The sequence below is a fragment of the Xenorhabdus aichiensis genome, assembly GCF_028598775.1.
Classification (GTDB): domain Bacteria; phylum Pseudomonadota; class Gammaproteobacteria; order Enterobacterales; family Enterobacteriaceae; genus Xenorhabdus; species Xenorhabdus bovienii.
This window is the reverse complement of record NZ_JAQRFO010000004.1, coordinates 114220-132228: the sequence shown is the minus strand read 5'-3', so window position 1 is coordinate 132228 and position 18009 is coordinate 114220. Positions and strand designations below refer to the sequence as shown.

Annotated in this window: 14 protein-coding genes, 1 tRNA gene and 1 pseudogene; 5 read left to right on the top strand and 11 right to left on the bottom strand. The window is 46.9% G+C overall.

Going from position 1 to position 18009, the window contains the following annotated elements; genetic code table 11:
* Nucleotides 1-162 precede the first annotated feature (162 nt).
* From dppF to glyQ, 8 genes are all read right to left on the bottom strand, one after another.
* Complete coding sequence (gene dppF / locus PSI22_RS03585; protein ID WP_273578617.1) at nt 163-1194, bottom strand: dipeptide ABC transporter ATP-binding subunit DppF; 1032 nt, start codon at nt 1192-1194, stop codon at nt 163-165.
* A complete protein-coding gene (dppD, locus tag PSI22_RS03580) occupies nt 1191-2171 on the bottom strand; it encodes a dipeptide ABC transporter ATP-binding protein (RefSeq protein ID WP_038250171.1) in 981 nt (326 codons plus the stop codon). The genes dppF and dppD overlap by 4 nt, the downstream gene beginning before the upstream one ends.
* A gap of 10 nt (nt 2172-2181) precedes the next feature.
* Nucleotides 2182-3084, bottom strand: a complete 903-nt coding sequence (gene dppC / locus PSI22_RS03575; RefSeq protein WP_273578616.1) for a dipeptide ABC transporter permease DppC — start codon at nt 3082-3084, stop codon at nt 2182-2184.
* 10 nt (nt 3085-3094) lie between these two features.
* Nucleotides 3095-4114, bottom strand: a complete 1020-nt coding sequence (dppB, locus tag PSI22_RS03570; RefSeq protein ID WP_273578615.1) for a dipeptide ABC transporter permease DppB — start codon at nt 4112-4114, stop codon at nt 3095-3097.
* Between the two features lie 143 nt (nt 4115-4257).
* Nucleotides 4258-5868: a dipeptide ABC transporter periplasmic-binding protein DppA gene (gene dppA, locus PSI22_RS03565; protein WP_273578614.1), complete on the bottom strand. Its 1611-nt coding sequence runs from the start codon at nt 5866-5868 to the stop codon at nt 4258-4260.
* A gap of 652 nt (nt 5869-6520) precedes the next feature.
* Nucleotides 6521-6597 (bottom strand) — tRNA-Pro (locus tag PSI22_RS03560).
* A gap of 201 nt (nt 6598-6798) precedes the next feature.
* Nucleotides 6799-8868, bottom strand: a complete 2070-nt coding sequence (gene glyS, locus PSI22_RS03555; RefSeq protein WP_273578613.1) for a glycine--tRNA ligase subunit beta — start codon at nt 8866-8868, stop codon at nt 6799-6801.
* 9 nt (nt 8869-8877) lie between these two features.
* Nucleotides 8878-9786, bottom strand: coding sequence for a glycine--tRNA ligase subunit alpha (gene glyQ / locus PSI22_RS03550; protein WP_273578612.1), 909 nt, complete (start codon nt 9784-9786; stop codon nt 8878-8880).
* Between the two features lie 204 nt (nt 9787-9990).
* Between glyQ and PSI22_RS03545 the strand changes: the two genes are divergently transcribed.
* Both PSI22_RS03545 and PSI22_RS03540 read left to right on the top strand, forming a co-directional pair.
* The gene (locus tag PSI22_RS03545) at nt 9991-10578 is read left to right on the top strand and encodes a DNA-3-methyladenine glycosylase I (RefSeq protein WP_273578611.1); all 588 of its coding nucleotides are present in this window, start codon (nt 9991-9993) and stop codon (nt 10576-10578) included.
* A gap of 188 nt (nt 10579-10766) precedes the next feature.
* Nucleotides 10767-12023, top strand: a complete 1257-nt coding sequence (locus PSI22_RS03540) for a valine--pyruvate transaminase (RefSeq protein ID WP_038194639.1) — start codon at nt 10767-10769, stop codon at nt 12021-12023.
* A 332-nt stretch (nt 12024-12355) separates the two neighbouring features.
* Here PSI22_RS03540 and PSI22_RS03535 read toward each other — a convergent pair.
* Nucleotides 12356-12442: pseudogene (locus PSI22_RS03535) on the bottom strand (hypothetical protein); the annotation flags it as partial.
* A gap of 345 nt (nt 12443-12787) precedes the next feature.
* Between PSI22_RS03535 and PSI22_RS03530 the strand changes: the two are divergent.
* The gene (locus PSI22_RS03530) at nt 12788-13135 is read left to right on the top strand and encodes a YceK/YidQ family lipoprotein (RefSeq protein ID WP_273578610.1); all 348 of its coding nucleotides are present in this window, start codon (nt 12788-12790) and stop codon (nt 13133-13135) included.
* A 59-nt stretch (nt 13136-13194) separates the two neighbouring features.
* On the opposite strand, the gene PSI22_RS03525 is transcribed toward PSI22_RS03530, so the two are convergent.
* Entirely contained in the window at nt 13195-14490 is a 1296-nt protein-coding gene (locus tag PSI22_RS03525) for a YidR family protein (RefSeq protein ID WP_273578609.1), read from the bottom strand.
* A 133-nt stretch (nt 14491-14623) separates the two neighbouring features.
* On the opposite strand from PSI22_RS03525, the gene PSI22_RS03520 reads away from it, so the two are divergent.
* A complete protein-coding gene (locus PSI22_RS03520) occupies nt 14624-15241 on the top strand; it encodes a trimeric intracellular cation channel family protein (RefSeq protein ID WP_038194748.1) in 618 nt (205 codons plus the stop codon).
* Here PSI22_RS03520 and ligB read toward each other — a convergent pair.
* Entirely contained in the window at nt 15216-17075 is a 1860-nt protein-coding gene (gene ligB, locus PSI22_RS03515; protein WP_273578608.1) for an NAD-dependent DNA ligase LigB, read from the bottom strand. The two genes, PSI22_RS03520 and ligB, sit on opposite strands and share 26 nt — an antisense overlap.
* Nucleotides 17076-17381: 306 nt before the next feature.
* On the opposite strand from ligB, the gene gmk reads away from it, so the two are divergent.
* The gene (gene gmk / locus PSI22_RS03510; RefSeq protein ID WP_273578607.1) at nt 17382-18005 is read left to right on the top strand and encodes a guanylate kinase; all 624 of its coding nucleotides are present in this window, start codon (nt 17382-17384) and stop codon (nt 18003-18005) included.
* Nucleotides 18006-18009 lie beyond the last annotated feature (4 nt).

Below are 18009 nucleotides of genomic sequence, written 5' to 3'. Positions count from 1 at the left end.
GGCTATCACACCTTAATAATGTGACTGAGTATACTTGATTTTTCTGGCGGTCGTCTTATTTTGATGAGTTCAAAACAGAAGAATGACCGCAACATAACGTTTATATTTAATAACGTTTGCATTATCCATATCATATCCACGTTATATCACGGTCAAAGACGATTATCTGGCTGAATTTTCGTCCTGTTCAATGGCAAAACAGGCGACCAATTGCTCGTCATATTGCCTTAGCTTAGGCTGGAATTGCGTACAGTGACCAAATGCGCGACGGCAACGGGCGGCAAAGGCGCAACCCGAAGGCGGATTCATCGGGCTTGGCAATTCCCCTGTCAGTTTGATGCGCTCACGACGCAGTGCCGGATTCAGGCGAGGTGTCGCAGACAGCAGCGCCTGTGTATAAGGGTGGCGAGGATTATTGAAAATCTGGTCTTTACTGCCTTTTTCAACACAACGCCCCAAATACATCACCATGACTTCATCAGCGATATGTTCAACCACCGAGAGATCATGAGAAATAAACACGTAAGACAGTCCCAGCTCCTGCTGTAAATCCATCATCAGGTTCAAGACCTGCGCCCGCACCGAAACATCCAGCGCAGAAACCGGTTCATCGGCAATCAACACATCTGGATTTAACATCAATCCCCGGGCGATGGCAATGCGCTGACGCTGGCCGCCGGAGAACATGTGCGGATAACGCTGATAATATTCAGGTTTTAATCCCACTTTTTCCATCATCTGCAACACTTGTTCCTTGCGTTCCGCTGCGGTGAGCGACGTGTTGATCAGCAACGGTTCTTCCAGTATCTGCCCCACTTTTTTGCGCGGGTTCAAAGAGGCATAAGGGTTTTGGAAGACGATCTGGATTTTCTGGCGCCGCAGTTTTTCTGCCTGTTTATCTGGCACCAATAAATCCTGTCCCTGATAATAAAGCTCACCCTCCGTCGGTTTTTCAATCATGGTCAGCAGGCGGCCAAGTGTGGATTTGCCACAGCCAGATTCCCCTACCACCGCCAGTGTCTTGCCTTTTTCCAGCTCAAATGAAACACCATCCAGCGCTTTAACCATACGCTCAGGCGCAAACATCCCTGTCTTCACCGGATAATATTTCTTTAACTCGGTGGCTTTGAGTAAAGGGACAGTGGCCTTTTCCTGTTCACGCCTGTTTTGATTACGAATGTTTTGCTCACTCATACTGTCGGCCTCCCCTCATCATCCAGCGGCATATGACATTTAACCTGACTTTCCCCAACCGTTTTCAATGCTGGCTCTACCTGACGGCAATGTTCATTCGCATAGGGACAGCGGGGGTTGAGCAGGCACCCTGTCGGACGATCATATTTGCCCGGAACCACGCCGGGCAACGACGCTAGACGGGATTTATCCGTCGAAAATTCCGGCAGCGCCCGTAATAATGCCTGTGTATAAGGATGACGGGGCGCACGGAAGATTTCAGTTGCCTTGCCCGCTTCCACTACCTGCCCGCCATACATCACGATGATATGATGAGCCGCTTCTGCCACTAACGCTAAGTCATGCGTGATCAAGACCAGCGCCATGTTTTCCTGCTGTTGCAACTCCAGCAGCAATTCGATGATTTGTGCCTGAATGGTCACATCCAGTGCCGTCGTAGGTTCATCGGCAATCAGCAGCTTAGGACGACAGGCAATCGCCATAGCGATCATGACGCGCTGACTCATCCCACCAGACAATTGGTGTGGATAGACATCCAGACGGGATGCCGGATCAGGAATACCCACCAACGTCAACAAATCAACCGCCCGCTGGTAACGGGTTTTGCGGCTACCCCCCTGATGTACTTTAAGCGCTTCTATAATCTGAAATCCCACGGTATAGCACGGGTTTAAGCTGGTCATCGGATCTTGGAAGATCATGGCCACTTCCGCACCGACCAACTGGCGACGCTCTTTCTCAGAAATTTTTGTCAGATCACGGCCATCGAATTCCAGTTTTTCTGCCATGACCCTGCCCGGATAATCAACCAGCCCCATAATTGCCAGTGAACTGACAGACTTACCTGAGCCGGATTCTCCAACAACCCCGACAACCTGTCCCTGCTCAACACTGTAGCTGATACGGTCAACGGCGCGGAATGGCGCATCTTCTTCACCGAAGTGCACCGATAATTGATCTACATTCAACAATGCCATTTCAATACCCCTACTGCTTGAGCTTAGGATCGAGTGCGTCACGCAGCCCATCCCCCATCAGGTTAAATGCCAATACGGTCAGCAGGATAGCCAGCCCCGGAAAGGTCACTACCCACCACGCGCTCTGGGCAAACTGCAAGACATCAGCCAGCATGGTTCCCCATTCTGGTGTGGGTGGCTGCGCCCCCATGCCCAAAAACCCCAAGGCAGCCATGTCGAGAATGGCATTTGAAAAACCCAATGATGCCTGCACAATCAAGGGAGCAAGACAGTTTGGCAGGATATTGATGAACATCTGACGTATGGCTCCTGCACCAGCCACTTGTGAAGCCATTACATAATCTCGGTTCACTTCAACCAGTACCGCCGCCCTTGTCAGACGAATATAGTGAGGCAAGGCGACGAAAGTCAGCGCCAGTGAAGCATTGACAATCGACGGACCAAAAATGGCAACCAGCACCAATGCCAATAGTAAGCTTGGCAATGCCAGCATGATATCGACAATACGCATGATGATCGTATCGACAAGACCGCCGAAATAACCTGCCAAAACACCCAGTATGATGCCCATCACCAGCGACATCACCACGACCAGGCAGCCAACCAGTAAAGAGAGGCGTGCGCCATACATCAGACGGGACAAAATATCGCGCCCCACATCATCAGTACCGAGGATAAACTGCCAGCTTCCTCCGTCCTGCCATACCGGGGGAAACAGCAGGGAGTCACGGAACTGTTCTGCCGGGCCGTGCGGTGCCAACACACCTGCCAATAAAGCCACCAGCAACATCAATACGATATAGACAAGCCCGACTACCGCACCTTTGTTACGTTTAAAGTAATGCCAGAATTCCCGCATCGGTGTCATCAATTTCGGCACATCAGATACCGCTGGCTCAGTTGTTTGAGTCATCATGTGCTCCTTATTTCTTATGACGGATACGTGGGTTGACGACGCCATACAGCAAATCAACCACAAGGTTGACCAAAATAATCATGGTCGCCACTAGCAATACTCCCCCCTGCACCACCGGATAATCACGACGCTGAAGAGCATCGATCAACCAGCGTCCCAGCCCCGGCCATGAAAAAATGGTTTCTGTCAGAATGGCACCTGCCAGCATGATCCCCACTTGCAGGCCGATGACAGTGACGACTGGCAGCAAAGCATTACGCAGGGCATGGACAATAATGACACGCATACGGCTCAAGCCTTTTGCGCGGGCGGTACGGATATAGTCTTCCCCCAACACTTCCAGCATCGCGGAACGGGTCATGCGCACAATCACAGCCAGTGGGATCGTCCCTAGCACAACCGCAGGCAGGATCATATGCATTACAGCATCGATAAAATTGCCCTCTTCACCCCAGAACAGAGTATCAATCAGCATGAATCCCGTCAGCGGGTAACTATCATCAAGAAATACGCTGTCGCTTATTCGGCCGGAAACAGGAGTCAAATTCCATTGAACGGATACCAGCATGATGAGCATGATCCCCCACCAAAAAATCGGCATGGAATAGCCCGTCAGTGATATCCCGACAGCCGTATGATCAAAAACAGATCCACGCTTGACCGCTGCCAGTACACCAACCGGGATACCAACAGAGATCGCAAGTAACATGGCGCAGCCCCCTAACTCTAATGTCGCTTTGAATCGGGGCACAAACTCGTCCCACACAGGAATGCGGCTTTTCAGGGAGATCCCCAAATCACCATGAAATATACCATTAATATAATGAAGATATTGCTCCCAGAGAGGTTTATCCAACCCCATAGCAGCCATCAATTCGGCATGACGCTCAGCAGAAATACCGCGTTCTCCCGCCATAATCAGCACCGGATCGCCAGGGATCATGTGCACAAAAGCGAAAGTCAGCAGTGTAATACCAATAAACGTGGGGATTACCATTCCCAAACGTCGGAGGATAAATTGCAGCATATCCTGGGTTCTCTTTTTAATTACCAGTTACAGCTCTCAGGCTGCTTGGTGTCATACAAGGGTCAATTTGCCTGTCAGAGAAGCGAAACCATCCCCACAGAAAAATCTGGGGGATGGTTAATCACAACAAATCAAGAGCAGAATTAGTCGAGAGTCACGTTGTAAAAATGATGTTTACTAAAAGAATCGACCACATAACCCTTTACTTCTTTACGAATGGGTTCATAAACCGTGGAATGAGCAATGATCAATGCGGGTACTTGCTCATGCATCACAACTTGTGCCTGTTTATAAAGTTCCATGCGTTTAGCCATGTCCGCGGTTTCACGAGCTGGCTGGATAATGTCCTCAAATGGCTTGTAACACCATTTTGAATAGTTGGAACCTTTCTCTTTGGCCGCACAGCTAAACAGAGTGCCGAAGAAGTTATCGGGATCACCATTATCCCCCGTCCATCCAAAGAGGACGGTCATCGGTTCTCCATCTTTGGCACGCTTCAGGTATTCACCCCATTCATAGCTGACAATTTTGGCCTTCACGCCAATTTTCGCCCAATCTGCCTGAATCATCTCCGCCATACGGCGCGCATTCGGGTTATACGGACGTTGTACTGGCATTGCCCACAGATCGGTTTCAAAGCCATTCGGGAGGCCAGCTTCTTTCAGCAATTCCTTCGCTTTGGCAGGATCATAGGCATAATCCTTGATGTCATCGTTATAGCTCCATATAGTTGGCGGGATCAGGTTTTTCGCTTTCTGCCCAGCCCCCTGATAGACCGCGTTGATAATCGCATCTTTGTTCACCGCCATCGCCAGCGCCTGGCGAACCTTAAGGTTATCCATCGGTTTTTTATCGACGTTGAAAGAGAGATAGCCCACATTCAGACCTGCCTGCTCTTTCAGGACGATATCCTTGTCCTGCTTCATGCGGGAAAGATCAGCAGGGTTTGGATACGGCATGACCTGACATTCGTTTTTTTGCAATTTTGCATAACGTACAGAGGCATCAGGCGTAATGGAGAACACCAAGCGATCAATTTTCGCCGGGCCTTCCCAGTAATCCTTGAAGGCTTTATAGAGAATGCGGGAGTCTTTCTGGTATTGCTGCAATTGGAACGGGCCTGTGCCAATCGGATTCAGGTCAACTTTCTCCGGTGTACCCGCCTTCATCATCACATCAGCGTACTCATTAGACAGAATCGAAGCAAAATCCATCGCAAGGTCGGCAATGAAAGGCGCTTCAGAGCGGGATAACACAAAACGGACGGTGTAATCATCCACTTTTTCTATTTTGCTGATGATGTTATCCAGATCCATGCCAATAAAGTATTCGTAGCTACCACCTGAAACGCTGTGGTACGGATGTTTTTTATCCTTCTGGCGCATAAAAGTAAAGATCACGTCATCGGCGGTGAAATCACGGGTCGGTTTGAATGCCTTACTACTTTGCCATTTCACACCTTTACGTAAATGGAATGTATAGGTTTTGCCATCATCGCTGACCTCCCAGCGTTCAGACAAACTTGGAATAATTTCTGTCGTGCCTAATTTGAAATCCACTAGACGGTTATAAATTGGTACAGAACTGGCATCATAAGTTGTGCCGGAAGTGAATAACTGTGGATTGAAGCCTTCTGGAGAACCCTCAGAGCAATAAACCAGTGTCTTTGCCTGAACACTTGCTGTCACTGCTAACGCAACAAGGCCAATGCCCAGTTTCAGTAAACTGAACTTTTTCTTACTGGAGATTGTCATTACTTAAACTCCGTTTGTGATGTTTATTGTGTCTTGGCCAAGCCCAGCGTTTCCACCTAAATGATGCCGTCTCGACCAGCTTTATTGTTGTTCGTTTATCAATTAACCAATTGTTATGCCTGACGTCAACATAATCACATATAACACTAGCAACATTAGAAAAACATAAAATCAAAAAATAATTAACACTTACGGTGTAAAAATATGACAATCGGCACATCAAACAGATAAAATCACTAAAAATAGTGGATATATAAAGAATTAATTTCTATTGGTGATAATTTGAAATTTGTGACTGAATACTTAAAAAATGAACAATCCGCCTTATAAAAAAGGCGGGGCAATATAAGATGCGGGTACGGGTAGAAAAGAAGAAATGTTTTAAATTTAGCCAATTAGTACAAAAATAATCGTGTTATTCATTAAAGCAATACTTTATTGAGTAAAGTTAATTTATGAATAAAGAGAAAAATAATGAATTATCGAATCGGGGAGATTCAGAGATGAAATCCAGATAGATGAACAATTTTATCAAACCGACCGTGATATAACGTCGATGTTTAATGAATAGAGATCAAGGAGTGAGTTAACGCCGAGTTTTTATTTAGCACATACGAAAAAACCCTGCTCAAAGAGCAGGGTTTCTGAATGCTGGTCGGCGAGAGAGGATTCGAACCTCCGACCCACTGGTCCCAAACCAGTTGCGCTACCAAGCTGCGCTACTCGCCGAAAACGAAGCGCATCTTACTGCCAGTGCTGCAAACCGTCAATATCTTTTTAAAGATAAGTGGTTATTTGATGATAAACCAACCAGAACACGTACCATGAAGCATCATCAGTGACACTTAATGGCGATAAAAAACATCGAGACAGGCAGAAAAAAGCCTCGCCACAACAGGCGAGGCTTCTAATCAAACAATGCAGCAATATTTACTGGAGCAATGAAATATCTGCCACGCGCAAAAACAACTCGCGCAGTTCACTCAACAGTGTCAGGCGATTAATTCTGACTTGTTGATCTTCATCCATCACCATCACATTGTCGAAGAACGCATCCACCACTTCACGCAGAGAAGCCAGTTCAACCAGCGCGTCCTGATAGTTGCCTTCCGCAAACAGAGGAGCCAGCTTATCTTTCAACACCACAAGATGTGTTGCCAGTTGGATCTCTTCCGCGGCTTTCAATACAGAAGCAAGAACACCGTCATTCAGCTTCTCTTCTGACTTCGCCAGAATGTTGGAAACGCGCTTATTAGCGGCTGCCAGTGAAACCGCTTCATCCAGTGTGCGGAAATGCGTTACCGCTTTCATTCGGGCATCAAAATCTGCCGGTTGAGTCGGACGACGCGCCAGCACTGCCTGAATAGCATCAACGCTGTAACCCTGCTCCTGATACCAAGTGCGGAAACGGCCGAGCATAAACTCGACCACATCATTCACCACGTTCTCATTGGTCAGTTTGTCACCGTACAAACGCACAGCTTCTTCTGCCAAGGTCTGGAGATCAAGCGGCAGTTTTTTCTCAACGATAATCCGCAGAACACCCAGTGCCGCACGGCGCAGCGCAAACGGGTCTTTATCCCCTTTCGGATGTTGGCCAATACCGAAAATACCGGCAAGGGTATCCATTTTATCGGCAATCGCCACAGCACAGGAAACACCCGTGGATGGCAATTCATCGCCAGAGAAGCGCGGCTGATACTGTTCATTCAGTGCCAATGCCACATCTTCCGCTTCACCATCATGGCGAGCGTAGTGCATTCCCATTACGCCCTGAGTGTCCGTGAACTCAAATACCATGTTGGTCATCAGGTCACACTTGGACAGCAGTCCCGCGCGGGCCGCATGAGTGACATCTGCACCGATTTTTTCAGCAATCCAGCCAGCCAGAGCCTGAATACGATCCGTTTTGTCACGCAGTGTACCCAACTGCTTCTGGAACAGTACCGTTTCCAGACGCAACAGATTATCTTCCAAACGCTGTTTGCGGTCAGTCTTAAAGAAGAATTCCGCATCTGCCAGCCGTGGGCGCACCACTTTTTCGTTACCCGAAATGATCTGCTGTGGATCAGACGATTCAATATTGGCAACAAAAATAAAGTTCGCCATCAACTTGCCGGATTTATCGTAAACCGGGAAATATTTCTGATCGCCTTTCATGGTGTAAACCAGCGCTTCGGCAGGCACTTCAAGGAATTTCTCTTCGAATTTCGCTGTCAGAACCACTGGCCATTCCACCAGAGAAGTCACTTCTTCCAGCAGGCTGTCTGTCAGATCTGCCACACCGCCAAGCTGCATCGCTGCCTGTTCTGCATCACGCTTGATCAACGCTTTACGTGCATAGTAATCCGCAATGACACGGCCACGTTCCTGCAAAATCGCCGGATACTGCTCTGCATTATTAATTGCAAACTCCGCCTCGCCCATAAAGCGATGACCACGGATAATGCGATTAGATTTGATGCCCAGAATTTCACCGTCAATCACATCACTGCCCAGCAGCATCGTGACCGTATGCACAGGACGGACAAACTGAGTTTCTTTATCGCCCCAGCGCATTAGTTTAGGGATAGGCAGCTTGCCCAGCGAACTGCTCACCATATCCGCCAGCAGTTCTTTCGCTTCACGGCCTTTAACCTGCGCACGATAAAGCAACCATTCGCCTTTATCCGTTACCATGCGCTCGGCTTGATCAACCGTGATACCACAGCCACGCGCCCAGCCCTCCGCGGCTTTGGTTGGCTTGCCTTCTGCATCAAATGCCTGAGCAATAGCCGGGCCACGTTTTTCCACTTCACAATCAGCCTGTGCTACAGCCAGATTTGCCACTTTCAGTGCCAGACGACGAGGGGCTGCAAACCAGCTAATTTCACCATGACCCAGATTGGCGTTTTTCAGTTCTGCTTCAAAATTGGCCGCAAAGGATTCAGCCAGCGAACGCAGCGCCTTTGGTGGCAATTCTTCTGTGCCGATTTCCACAAGGAAAGTCTGTTGAATCATGATGGCCTCTCAATTCTTCTTACACATAGGGAAGCCAAGCGCCTCGCGGGAGGCATAATATGCTTCAGCAACCGATTTGGTCAGGGTACGGATACGCAGAATATAGCGCTGACGTTCAGTCACGGAGATCGCTTTACGAGCATCCAGCAAGTTGAAGGTATGGCCGGCTTTCAAAATACGCTCATAAGCTGGCAGTGGCAGTGGTGCTTCCAGCGCCAACAGTTCCTGTGCTTCTTTTTCATACTGTTCAAAACAGGTGAACAGGAAATCCACATCAGCGTGTTCGAAATTATAGGTAGACTGTTCAACTTCATTCTGGTGATAAATATCGCCATAAGTCGTTTTACCCAGTGGGCCATCGCTCCACACCAGATCGTAAACGCTGTCCACGCCCTGAATATACATCGCGAGACGTTCCAGACCGTAAGTGACTTCACCAGTAACTGGTTTGCACTCAAGACCACCGACTTGCTGGAAGTAAGTGAACTGAGTCACTTCCATACCATTCAGCCAAACTTCCCAACCCAGCCCCCATGCGCCCAGCGTTGGGTTTTCCCAGTTGTCTTCAACAAAACGGATATCGTGGATGGTAGGATCGAGCCCCAACGCTTTCAACGAACCGAGATAAAGCTCCTGAATATTGTCTGGAGATGGCTTGATGATGACCTGAAACTGGTAATAGTGCTGAAGGCGATTCGGGTTTTCGCCGTAACGACCGTCAGTTGGACGACGGGAAGGTTGCACATAAGCTGCCGCAATGGGTTCTGGCCCTAAAGCGCGCAGGCAGGTCATAGGGTGAGAAGTTCCTGCGCCGACTTCCATATCCAGTGGTTGGACAATGGTGCAGCCTTGACGCGCCCAGTAATCCTGCAATGTCAGGATGAGCCCCTGAAAGGTTTTGGTATCAAACTTTTGCATGTTGAATCCACACGCGATACATCACGCGATACATATGAATTTAAACGAAAGCGGTCAGTATACCCTTTGACCGTAAGATATACAGCACTGATCACCCGCCAATTTTGCCGCAGTATAAAAAAATCTTATTCGAGCCTCTTTACTTGTATATTTATACAGTTAATATAAGTTTAATTATTCACCATCGCCTGTGGGAGTAAAGATATGGAATTCATCAACAAGGAAAGTATTCGCTGTGGTTGGGTCACCGCCGATCCAGATTATCTTGCCTATCACGATAATGAGTGGGGCAAGCCATTGAAGGATAGCCAGCAGCTCTTTGAACTGCTCTGCCTTGAAGGGCAGCAAGCAGGGTTATCATGGCTGACAATCCTAAAAAAACGGCAGGGCTACCGGAAATGCTTCCATCAATTTGATCCGGTCAAAATCGCCGGCATGGATGAAAATAATGTCGAACAACTGATCAAAGATCCGGCTATTGTGCGCAATCGAGCCAAAATCAATGCCATTATCCACAATGCCCGTATTTACCTGCAAATGGCCGATCAAGGAGAGGATTTCAGTTCATTTATCTGGCGTTTTGTTGATGATTCCCCACTCATTAATCACTGGGAATCCCTGACTGACGTTCCTGTCAGAACCCCCATTTCTGATGACCTGTCAAATGCACTGAAAAAAAGGGGCTTCAAATTTATTGGCAGCACAACCTGCTATGCGTTTATGCAAGCGGCGGGTTTAGTCAATGATCACCTCATAAGCTGCCTGTGTCGAAAAATTGAAATCAGTGCATAAAGATAGGTGATAAATTCACTTTAAAATATAAAGCTGGAGAAATTCAAAAGACCCAGTTTTTAAATTCAATGAATAATCATATTGTAATATATAACAACACAGAGAACAGACTCTACCCCATTGCGCCCCAATAAGGGGCGGGGTATGGTGTCCCCTTCTCCTATAAAACAACAGACGCAAACGCCGTTATGAAATTTTCTCAATTCGGAAACAAATTCACACAAGATTCTGGAATTACCCGCCTGATGAATGATCTCAACCAAGGCCTGAGAACACCTGGCGCCATCATGCTAGGTGGTGGCAATCCTGCCCATATTCCTGAAATGGATGATTATTTCCAGCAGATATTGGCTGATCTGGTGTCAAGCGGCCAGTTGGCCGAAACTCTGTGCAACTATGATGGGCCACAAGGGAAAAATACGCTGATAGCGGCACTGGCCCAAGAGTTACAGGAAAAACTCGGTTGGGAGATCCATCCACAAAATATCGCATTGACCAACGGCAGCCAAAGCGCCTTTTTCTACCTGTTCAATCTACTGGCTGGCCGCAGTGAGGATGGCTCGATGAAACGAGTTTTATTCCCTCTTGCACCTGAATACATCGGCTATTCCGATTCTGGTCTGGATGAAGGGCTGTTTGTCGCCAATAAACCGAATATTGAGTTGCTGCCCAATGGCCAATTCAAGTATCGGGTCGATTTCGATCACCTGAATATTTCCGAAGATATCAGCCTGATTTGCGTCTCCCGTCCAACCAACCCTACCGGCAATGTCATTACTGACGAAGAGTTGCTGCGCTTAGATGGGCTAGCTCAACAACATCAGATCCCGCTGTTAATCGACAATGCCTATGGTGTACCGTTCCCCGGTATTATCTTCAATGACGCGACGCCACTGTGGAATCCCAATATTATCCTGTGCATGAGCCTGTCCAAACTTGGCCTGCCGGGTTCCCGCTGCGGGATTATCATCGCTAATGAGAAAATCATCAGTGCCGTCAGTAATATGAATGGTGTTATTAGCCTCGCACCGGGCGGTGTAGGTCCCGCTATCGCGTTGGAAATGATCAGACGCAATGATCTATTCCGCCTATCTCAAAATGTCATCCAGCCATTTTATAAAACGCGGGTGGACAACGTGATTGAGATCATTCGTCGCCATATGTCAGAAGATCGCTGCCTTATCCATAAGCCGGAAGGTGCAATATTCCTCTGGCTCTGGTTCAAAAACCTGCCAATCACCACGGAAGTGCTTTATCAGCGCTTGAAGAAACGGAAAGTATTAATGGTGCCGGGTCATTTCTTCTTCCCAGGTCTGGAACACAACTGGCCTCATGCTCATCAATGTATGCGCATGAACTATGTACCTGATTTGGAAAAGATCGAAGAAGGCATTCGCATTCTGTCGGAAGAGATTGAGATCGCGCATAGAGAAGCGACTCGCTGATTTGGGCACAAAAAAAGCTCCCTCATTTAGGGGGAGGGAGCAAGATGATAACGAGGACTTTTACCTGTGAACAGGACAGTAGTTATTAGAATCCAAAAAGAATTCTTCACACACAATTAGGAAAGGAAAACAATCCCTGTTTATACTCTTTCCCTGAACTGAGTCTATTTAATCAGAAAAACCCGAATCTAATAACTTGAATAAGAAGGATTTTTTTGCCTTAAATTGCCTTTACTATGTGAAATTGAGATGATTGAGCCATATTGTGTGATCTAAAGCACATTTAATGAATCAAGAAAATCTCCTTAATTATTCAAAATCATTTTTAAACATCACATCGTCCAGAAAATAATCACCAATATTTGAGGTGGCATAATCCTCAAAAACATCACCAGTGGATAAACCGTCGCATACGATTTGGAAAAGACTTTACTTGTTTAATAAAAAATTGGTTTAGCCAAACATTCATTAAATATAAATAAATAGTTTAAATCGATATTAAATTGAATAATTTATTCGTATTGTTAATAAATTATTCAATAATTTGCCTTTATGTTTACATTTAAACAAACATAAAAGTGGAATTTAAATTTCCGTCACAAAAAATCGTTAAATTTAACGATAAATGCTATAGCAAACTGAGTATTACCTGACTATAGTGAATAATATGCAAGGTTTATTTTCATGCTTTGGAAAAAGCAATGTTAAAGCGCACATAAAGCATCTGAGCATCGGCAAATTAACTCACTGAGATCATGGAAACGATGAAAAACCATAAAGTGCTTCTATTATTGTGTACCACACTGGGATGGTCACTTGTCACTGGCTGCTCCAGCATAATGACCCACAGCGGGCCTTATCAAGGTTATTACTCTGGAGCAAAAGCCAGCATTGGCATGCTGAAAGATGACAGTACCGGGTGGGTCATGAAACCTTTGCTCGCCGTGGATCTCCCATTCTCTGCCTTTCTGGATACGCTCCTGTTTCCCTATGATTATACCCGTTCCAGCAAAGACCAAGCTGAACACTCACCTAAGCATCGCCTTGAAAAACTGGAGCAACGCTCAACTGCCACAGCAACAGCCCCAGAAAATACGCACAGTGAAACATAATTATTCCCCCACACCAGCAGCCGTATTGTGAGTTATAACAGGTATTTTATCGGATATCGTCACTCACCAACGATGCCAGTTTCGACAATCAAAACTTGCCGATAACCATCAATATCACGCATGAAGGCAACATATCGGTCATCCGGTGATATCACAATCGCATCCGCAGAAGGTGCATCATCAGTACGTGCTGTCAGCCGATGCATTTCGCCATTTTGGCTATTACAGAGCATAATACTATTGTCACAAACAAAGGCGATGAACCGACCACCACTGTCCCAGTTAAATGCCGACTGTATGTGATATGCACTGTGAGTCAGTTGCATTGGCGCTCCACCATTTGGCGAGATGTACCATAACTGAACGATACCCGCTTCGTCTTTCATCAAAAATCCGATTTTGCTGCCATCTGGTGATGTTCTCAGCCAGTGTCGGGGAACATTTACCACTCCCGGCCAGCGATTTTGATGGGTAAAAGTTAAACGACGCTGTTTCACACCTGCTGGTGGTGCTGGCAGTGTTGTTTCTGTTCCTGCCAAAGGCTGTTTGCTCTCAATGGCATAATCTTCATTGTTCTCCGGTAAATCAACGAGATAAATTTCTGGTATCTTTTCGCCATTCTCAGCGCGGGTATCACCAATAAAAGCCAGCGCCCAACGCTGCCATTGACCATTTTCTTTGAGATATCCCTGTTGCCCAATCCAGCCTTCTTCATAAGCCCGATTGATCTCATCACTGCCAGAACGGGGCTGCGCTGTCGTGCGGCTGACAACAACCGAAAAATAACTACCATCATATTCTCTGGGATGTTTTTTCGGTGGAATGACTGCTCTCAGAGGAATAGCCACGGCAACATTGCGCAAATCAAGCGCCGGATCTCGTTCATGCATCACATGGTCGTTATAAGTAAAACTCAAACGGTTACCATCAGGGCTGAAAACGTGAACATGCGTACCACCACGCAGAGCACCGGATGTATAAGGGGGAGTGATATCCAGCGCATCAATGTTGATAGCTCTATTTGGCTGGGTATCAGAGACAATCACGCCTCGGCGATGATGAAAATCATACTGCCACTGTGTATCTGGCTTTTCTGGACCGTGGATGAACGCATAGCGAACAGGCTCCTGTGGATTTATCGTCACTACACCAACGTGCGCTCCATCCTGCGCCTGATAAATCACTTCTACCTGCCCACTGCCGACATGAATTTTTTCTATCGTGAGACCCGTAAAAGACGCACCACTGGGGCGAACGTCGTATACCAGCCATTGGCTATCAGGAGTCCAGATATTTATATTAGTTATCTGATGGCTACGGCTGTCGAATGTAATCTGGCGTTCCTTAAAGACCATTTTTCTACCTTATTTTGCGGAGTTTCGCATAATAAAAACTAATCTTATGTAAATGCGGCTAAAAAATTTCAGTCGAGACGTTATTATTCCAACATTACACTTTACTACTACGTTATTCCATTTGATCAAACTTATGCTACTTAGTGTCCTTTATATCATTGGTATCACGGCTGAAGCCATGACAGGCGCCTTAGCCGCAGGTCGCCGGAAAATGGATGTATTCGGCGTTATCATTATTGCTTCCGTGACGGCCATTGGTGGTGGCTCCGTCCGTGACATTATTCTGGGTCATTACCCACTTGGCTGGGTAGAAAACCCAGCCTATATCGTGACCGTTGCCTGCGCTGCGGTGATCACTATCTGGGTTGCCCCCATGATGAAACATCTGCGCCGTTTATTTCTCATTCTCGATGCCATTGGTCTGATTGTCTTTTCCATTATTGGTGCACAAATTGCGCTGAATATGAACCACAGCCCGATCATCGCCGCCATTGCTGCCGTGATTACCGGGGTTTTTGGCGGGGTACTGCGCGATATGTTTTGTAATACTATCCCGCTGGTATTCCAGAAAGAGATCTATGCGGGTGTTTCTTTCGCTGCTGCTTGGCTATATATCGGGTTATTACACACGCCATTGCACCCGAACAGCGTGATCCTGATTACGCTTATCGCAGGGCTGGCGGCTCGATTGATTGCTATCCGTTATCGTCTTGGTTTACCCATCTTCAATTATGACGGTTCTGATCACTGACATTATTAAGAGCATCGGGAGCACGCTCTTGCTCCCTTGCTTCTGAATGACTTATCGGCTCCGCTTCTTTCTTCTCCCCAACCTTATTCTCCTCACTTCCCTGCTTTTCTCCAATTCTATGTACAGTTAATGCATGAACTAACGCTCTAATCTCTGGATGCTGCAAAAAGGCTGCAATTTTTGCGGTTTGCTTTGCCGTTAATGGAGTCTTCATGCCTGTTTCGGATAACAGCAAATCCCATTGCCAGCCCATTTCATCCGTAAATCGATTGGCATAAGGCAACCCTATCGCTTCACGCCATGACGAAAGCGGCTGTAATCTTGCCTGCTGGAATTGGGCAAAAATCAACTCGGCACGTTTGGTTCCTATGTTTGGCACTTCAGTAAGTTGTGCAATATCCAGCGCCAGCCAATCCGTTAAATGTGTCACCAGCCCATGTTTCACCAAAGCCGCCCATGTTCCTTGACCAATACCTTTCATTTTCAGATTTTCCCCAAGCCATGTCAGACGGGCAATAAATTGTTGCTGACAACTATCATGGGATACAAGGCAACTCAGCGAATGGAAATCCTGCGCATTCGGTGGCTGAATATCAGGCCGTTCAGCAATGCGCCATACCACTTTATCGAGTTTCGGGACGCCATGCCCCGCCAGCGCTACCGTAACTTTATCTCCCGGATAAACGTTCCACTGTTTCCAGCGTCTGACGGAACCGATATTGACACGCCTGACCTGCCTGTCATCCAGCTTCACTTTTTCCAACTCCAGCAAAACGGAAATCCTTCCTGTCCGGCCTATCTTGAAATAGACATCTCTCACGGTTGTCAATTGCTGCTGTAATGGGTACTTCCAGGCAATCGCCCAACTGTTTGAGCCTGCGCGCCACTGCCGGCCAGTGGGCTCAGTTTCCTGTCTTAAGACAACGCCATCCGTGGCAAAAGGAAGTGGCTGGATAAAATAAGATTTCCATCTTTTCTCAGCATCTTCCGCACTGATAATTCGGTGGCTATATTGCTGTGCAACAGGAAACCCCATTGATGCCAATCGCTCCAGCTTTACCGCCATCTCATCTGGCCCATCTGGCCAGCCCCAGATAAATATCCCTATCTGACCAAGTTCTGGCGCAGATGACTTACGCATCATCAGCCCTGCGACCTTGCTGCGCGCTCCCTGACTACCGGCAACAGATTGGCGGTGATTATCCTGCTGCCAGAACAACTCGCCTTGTAATACCAAGCGCTCCGGTGCATTTTTTATCTGTTTGGGAATGCGGGTAATAAATGGACTTTTGTCCATCCAGTTCGTTCCTTCTGAACCATTGCCACGACTGATTAACCCCGCCAGTCGGCCTTTTTCATAGACCAACGTAACCGCAACACCATCAACTTTGGGTTGCAGCCAAACAGCCGACCGTCCCTGTAACCACTGGTGAATTTCCTTTACCTCTTTCAGCTTGTTTAATCCGGTATGCTGCACAGGATGAGGTTGTTTTCCCTGCCGTGGTACAGCAACAGAAAACGTGCTGTCTGACGTCTGATGTAAACAAGTTCGCCAAAGTGTCAGGGTTTCCAATAGTTGATCATAGATTTCATCATCGATTTCACTGATACCCTGTTGACGATAAAGCTGATCCCACTCCGCCATCTGCCGTGTCAGGTGCTGCATTTCACGTTGGATTTTCTCCTGTGACCAAACAGGGCAACCCGCCATGTTTTCTGTACTGCCGGTTTCTACGCTTTCAGTGAATTTTGCCTGCGCCTGTTCTGCCATACCCGCCAATGCCACAGGTATTCCAAACAGCAGCGCTAATATCATGATGAGAAAATTAAGCATCCCTGCTCCATACGTCCCTTAAACACGAGCAAAGAATAAAAAACAGTGGAACGTTTACCAAGCAGGAAAAGGCTAATTTGCGAAACGCTTCGAAAAATACATAATCATTTTCTGCAACCGTTTATTTTTCCTGAAATTGTTTCGCAAAATGATTCATTAATGTCAGTGAGTTAAGAAAAAATTTTGTTGAAATGTCCGTTGGCATGTATTGTAACGCTGCATGGGTTGACGTATCCGTGTATACTATGTGGGATTTTATATTCCTGCGCTTGCATTTATTAATACCCAATCAGTCAAGAAATCATCATGAACCAAGGAACGTTATATATTGTTTCTGCGCCGAGTGGAGCAGGCAAATCAAGCCTTATTCAGGCTTTATTAAAAACTCAGCCTTTGTATGACACTCAGGTTTCTGTTTCACATACAACGCGCCCAGCGCGTCCTGGCGAAAATCATGGTGAGCATTATTTTTTCGTCACTGTTGATGAATTCCAGAATATGATCAGCCATGATGAATTTTTGGAATATGCTTGTGTTTTTGGTAACTATTACGGCACATCCCGCAAAATTATCGAAGATACACTAGCCAGTGGCGTTGACGTTTTTCTTGATATTGACTGGCAGGGGGCACAGCAAGTCCGGCAGAAAATGCCGTCAGCCCGTAGCATTTTTATTCTTCCGCCATCGAAGGAAGAATTGCTCCGTCGCCTGCGTGGTCGCGGTCAAGACAGCGATGAAGTCATTGACAAACGAATGTCTCAGGCGGTCGCGGAGATGGAACATTACGGCGAATATGATTACGTCATTATCAATGATGATTTCAATACGGCACTAGCCGATTTACAATCTATTATTCGTTCAGAGCGTATACGATTAGATCGTCAGGCTCAACGGCATGATGCCTTAATCAGCAAATTATTGGCAGGCTGAACCA

What these genes read in the sequence shown, in the direction of transcription:
- dppF (WP_273578617.1), bottom strand. Translation starts at nt 1,194, where the DNA reads ATGAGTGAGCAAAACATTCGTAATCAAAACAGGCGTGAACAGGAAAAG.
- dppD (WP_038250171.1), bottom strand. Translation starts at nt 2,171, where the DNA reads ATGGCATTGTTGAATGTAGATCAATTATCGGTGCACTTCGGTGAAGAA.
- dppC (WP_273578616.1), bottom strand. Translation starts at nt 3,084, where the DNA reads ATGACTCAAACAACTGAGCCAGCGGTATCTGATGTGCCGAAATTGATG.
- dppB (WP_273578615.1), bottom strand. Translation starts at nt 4,114, where the DNA reads ATGCTGCAATTTATCCTCCGACGTTTGGGAATGGTAATCCCCACGTTT.
- dppA (WP_273578614.1), bottom strand. Translation starts at nt 5,868, where the DNA reads ATGACAATCTCCAGTAAGAAAAAGTTCAGTTTACTGAAACTGGGCATT.
- glyS (WP_273578613.1), bottom strand. Translation starts at nt 8,868, where the DNA reads ATGATTCAACAGACTTTCCTTGTGGAAATCGGCACAGAAGAATTGCCA.
- glyQ (WP_273578612.1), bottom strand. Translation starts at nt 9,786, where the DNA reads ATGCAAAAGTTTGATACCAAAACCTTTCAGGGGCTCATCCTGACATTG.
- PSI22_RS03545 (WP_273578611.1), top strand. Translation starts at nt 9,991, where the DNA reads ATGGAATTCATCAACAAGGAAAGTATTCGCTGTGGTTGGGTCACCGCC.
- PSI22_RS03540 (WP_038194639.1), top strand. Translation starts at nt 10,767, where the DNA reads ATGAAATTTTCTCAATTCGGAAACAAATTCACACAAGATTCTGGAATT.
- PSI22_RS03530 (WP_273578610.1), top strand. Translation starts at nt 12,788, where the DNA reads ATGAAAAACCATAAAGTGCTTCTATTATTGTGTACCACACTGGGATGG.
- PSI22_RS03525 (WP_273578609.1), bottom strand. Translation starts at nt 14,490, where the DNA reads ATGGTCTTTAAGGAACGCCAGATTACATTCGACAGCCGTAGCCATCAG.
- PSI22_RS03520 (WP_038194748.1), top strand. Translation starts at nt 14,624, where the DNA reads ATGCTACTTAGTGTCCTTTATATCATTGGTATCACGGCTGAAGCCATG.
- ligB (WP_273578608.1), bottom strand. Translation starts at nt 17,075, where the DNA reads ATGCTTAATTTTCTCATCATGATATTAGCGCTGCTGTTTGGAATACCT.
- gmk (WP_273578607.1), top strand. Translation starts at nt 17,382, where the DNA reads ATGAACCAAGGAACGTTATATATTGTTTCTGCGCCGAGTGGAGCAGGC.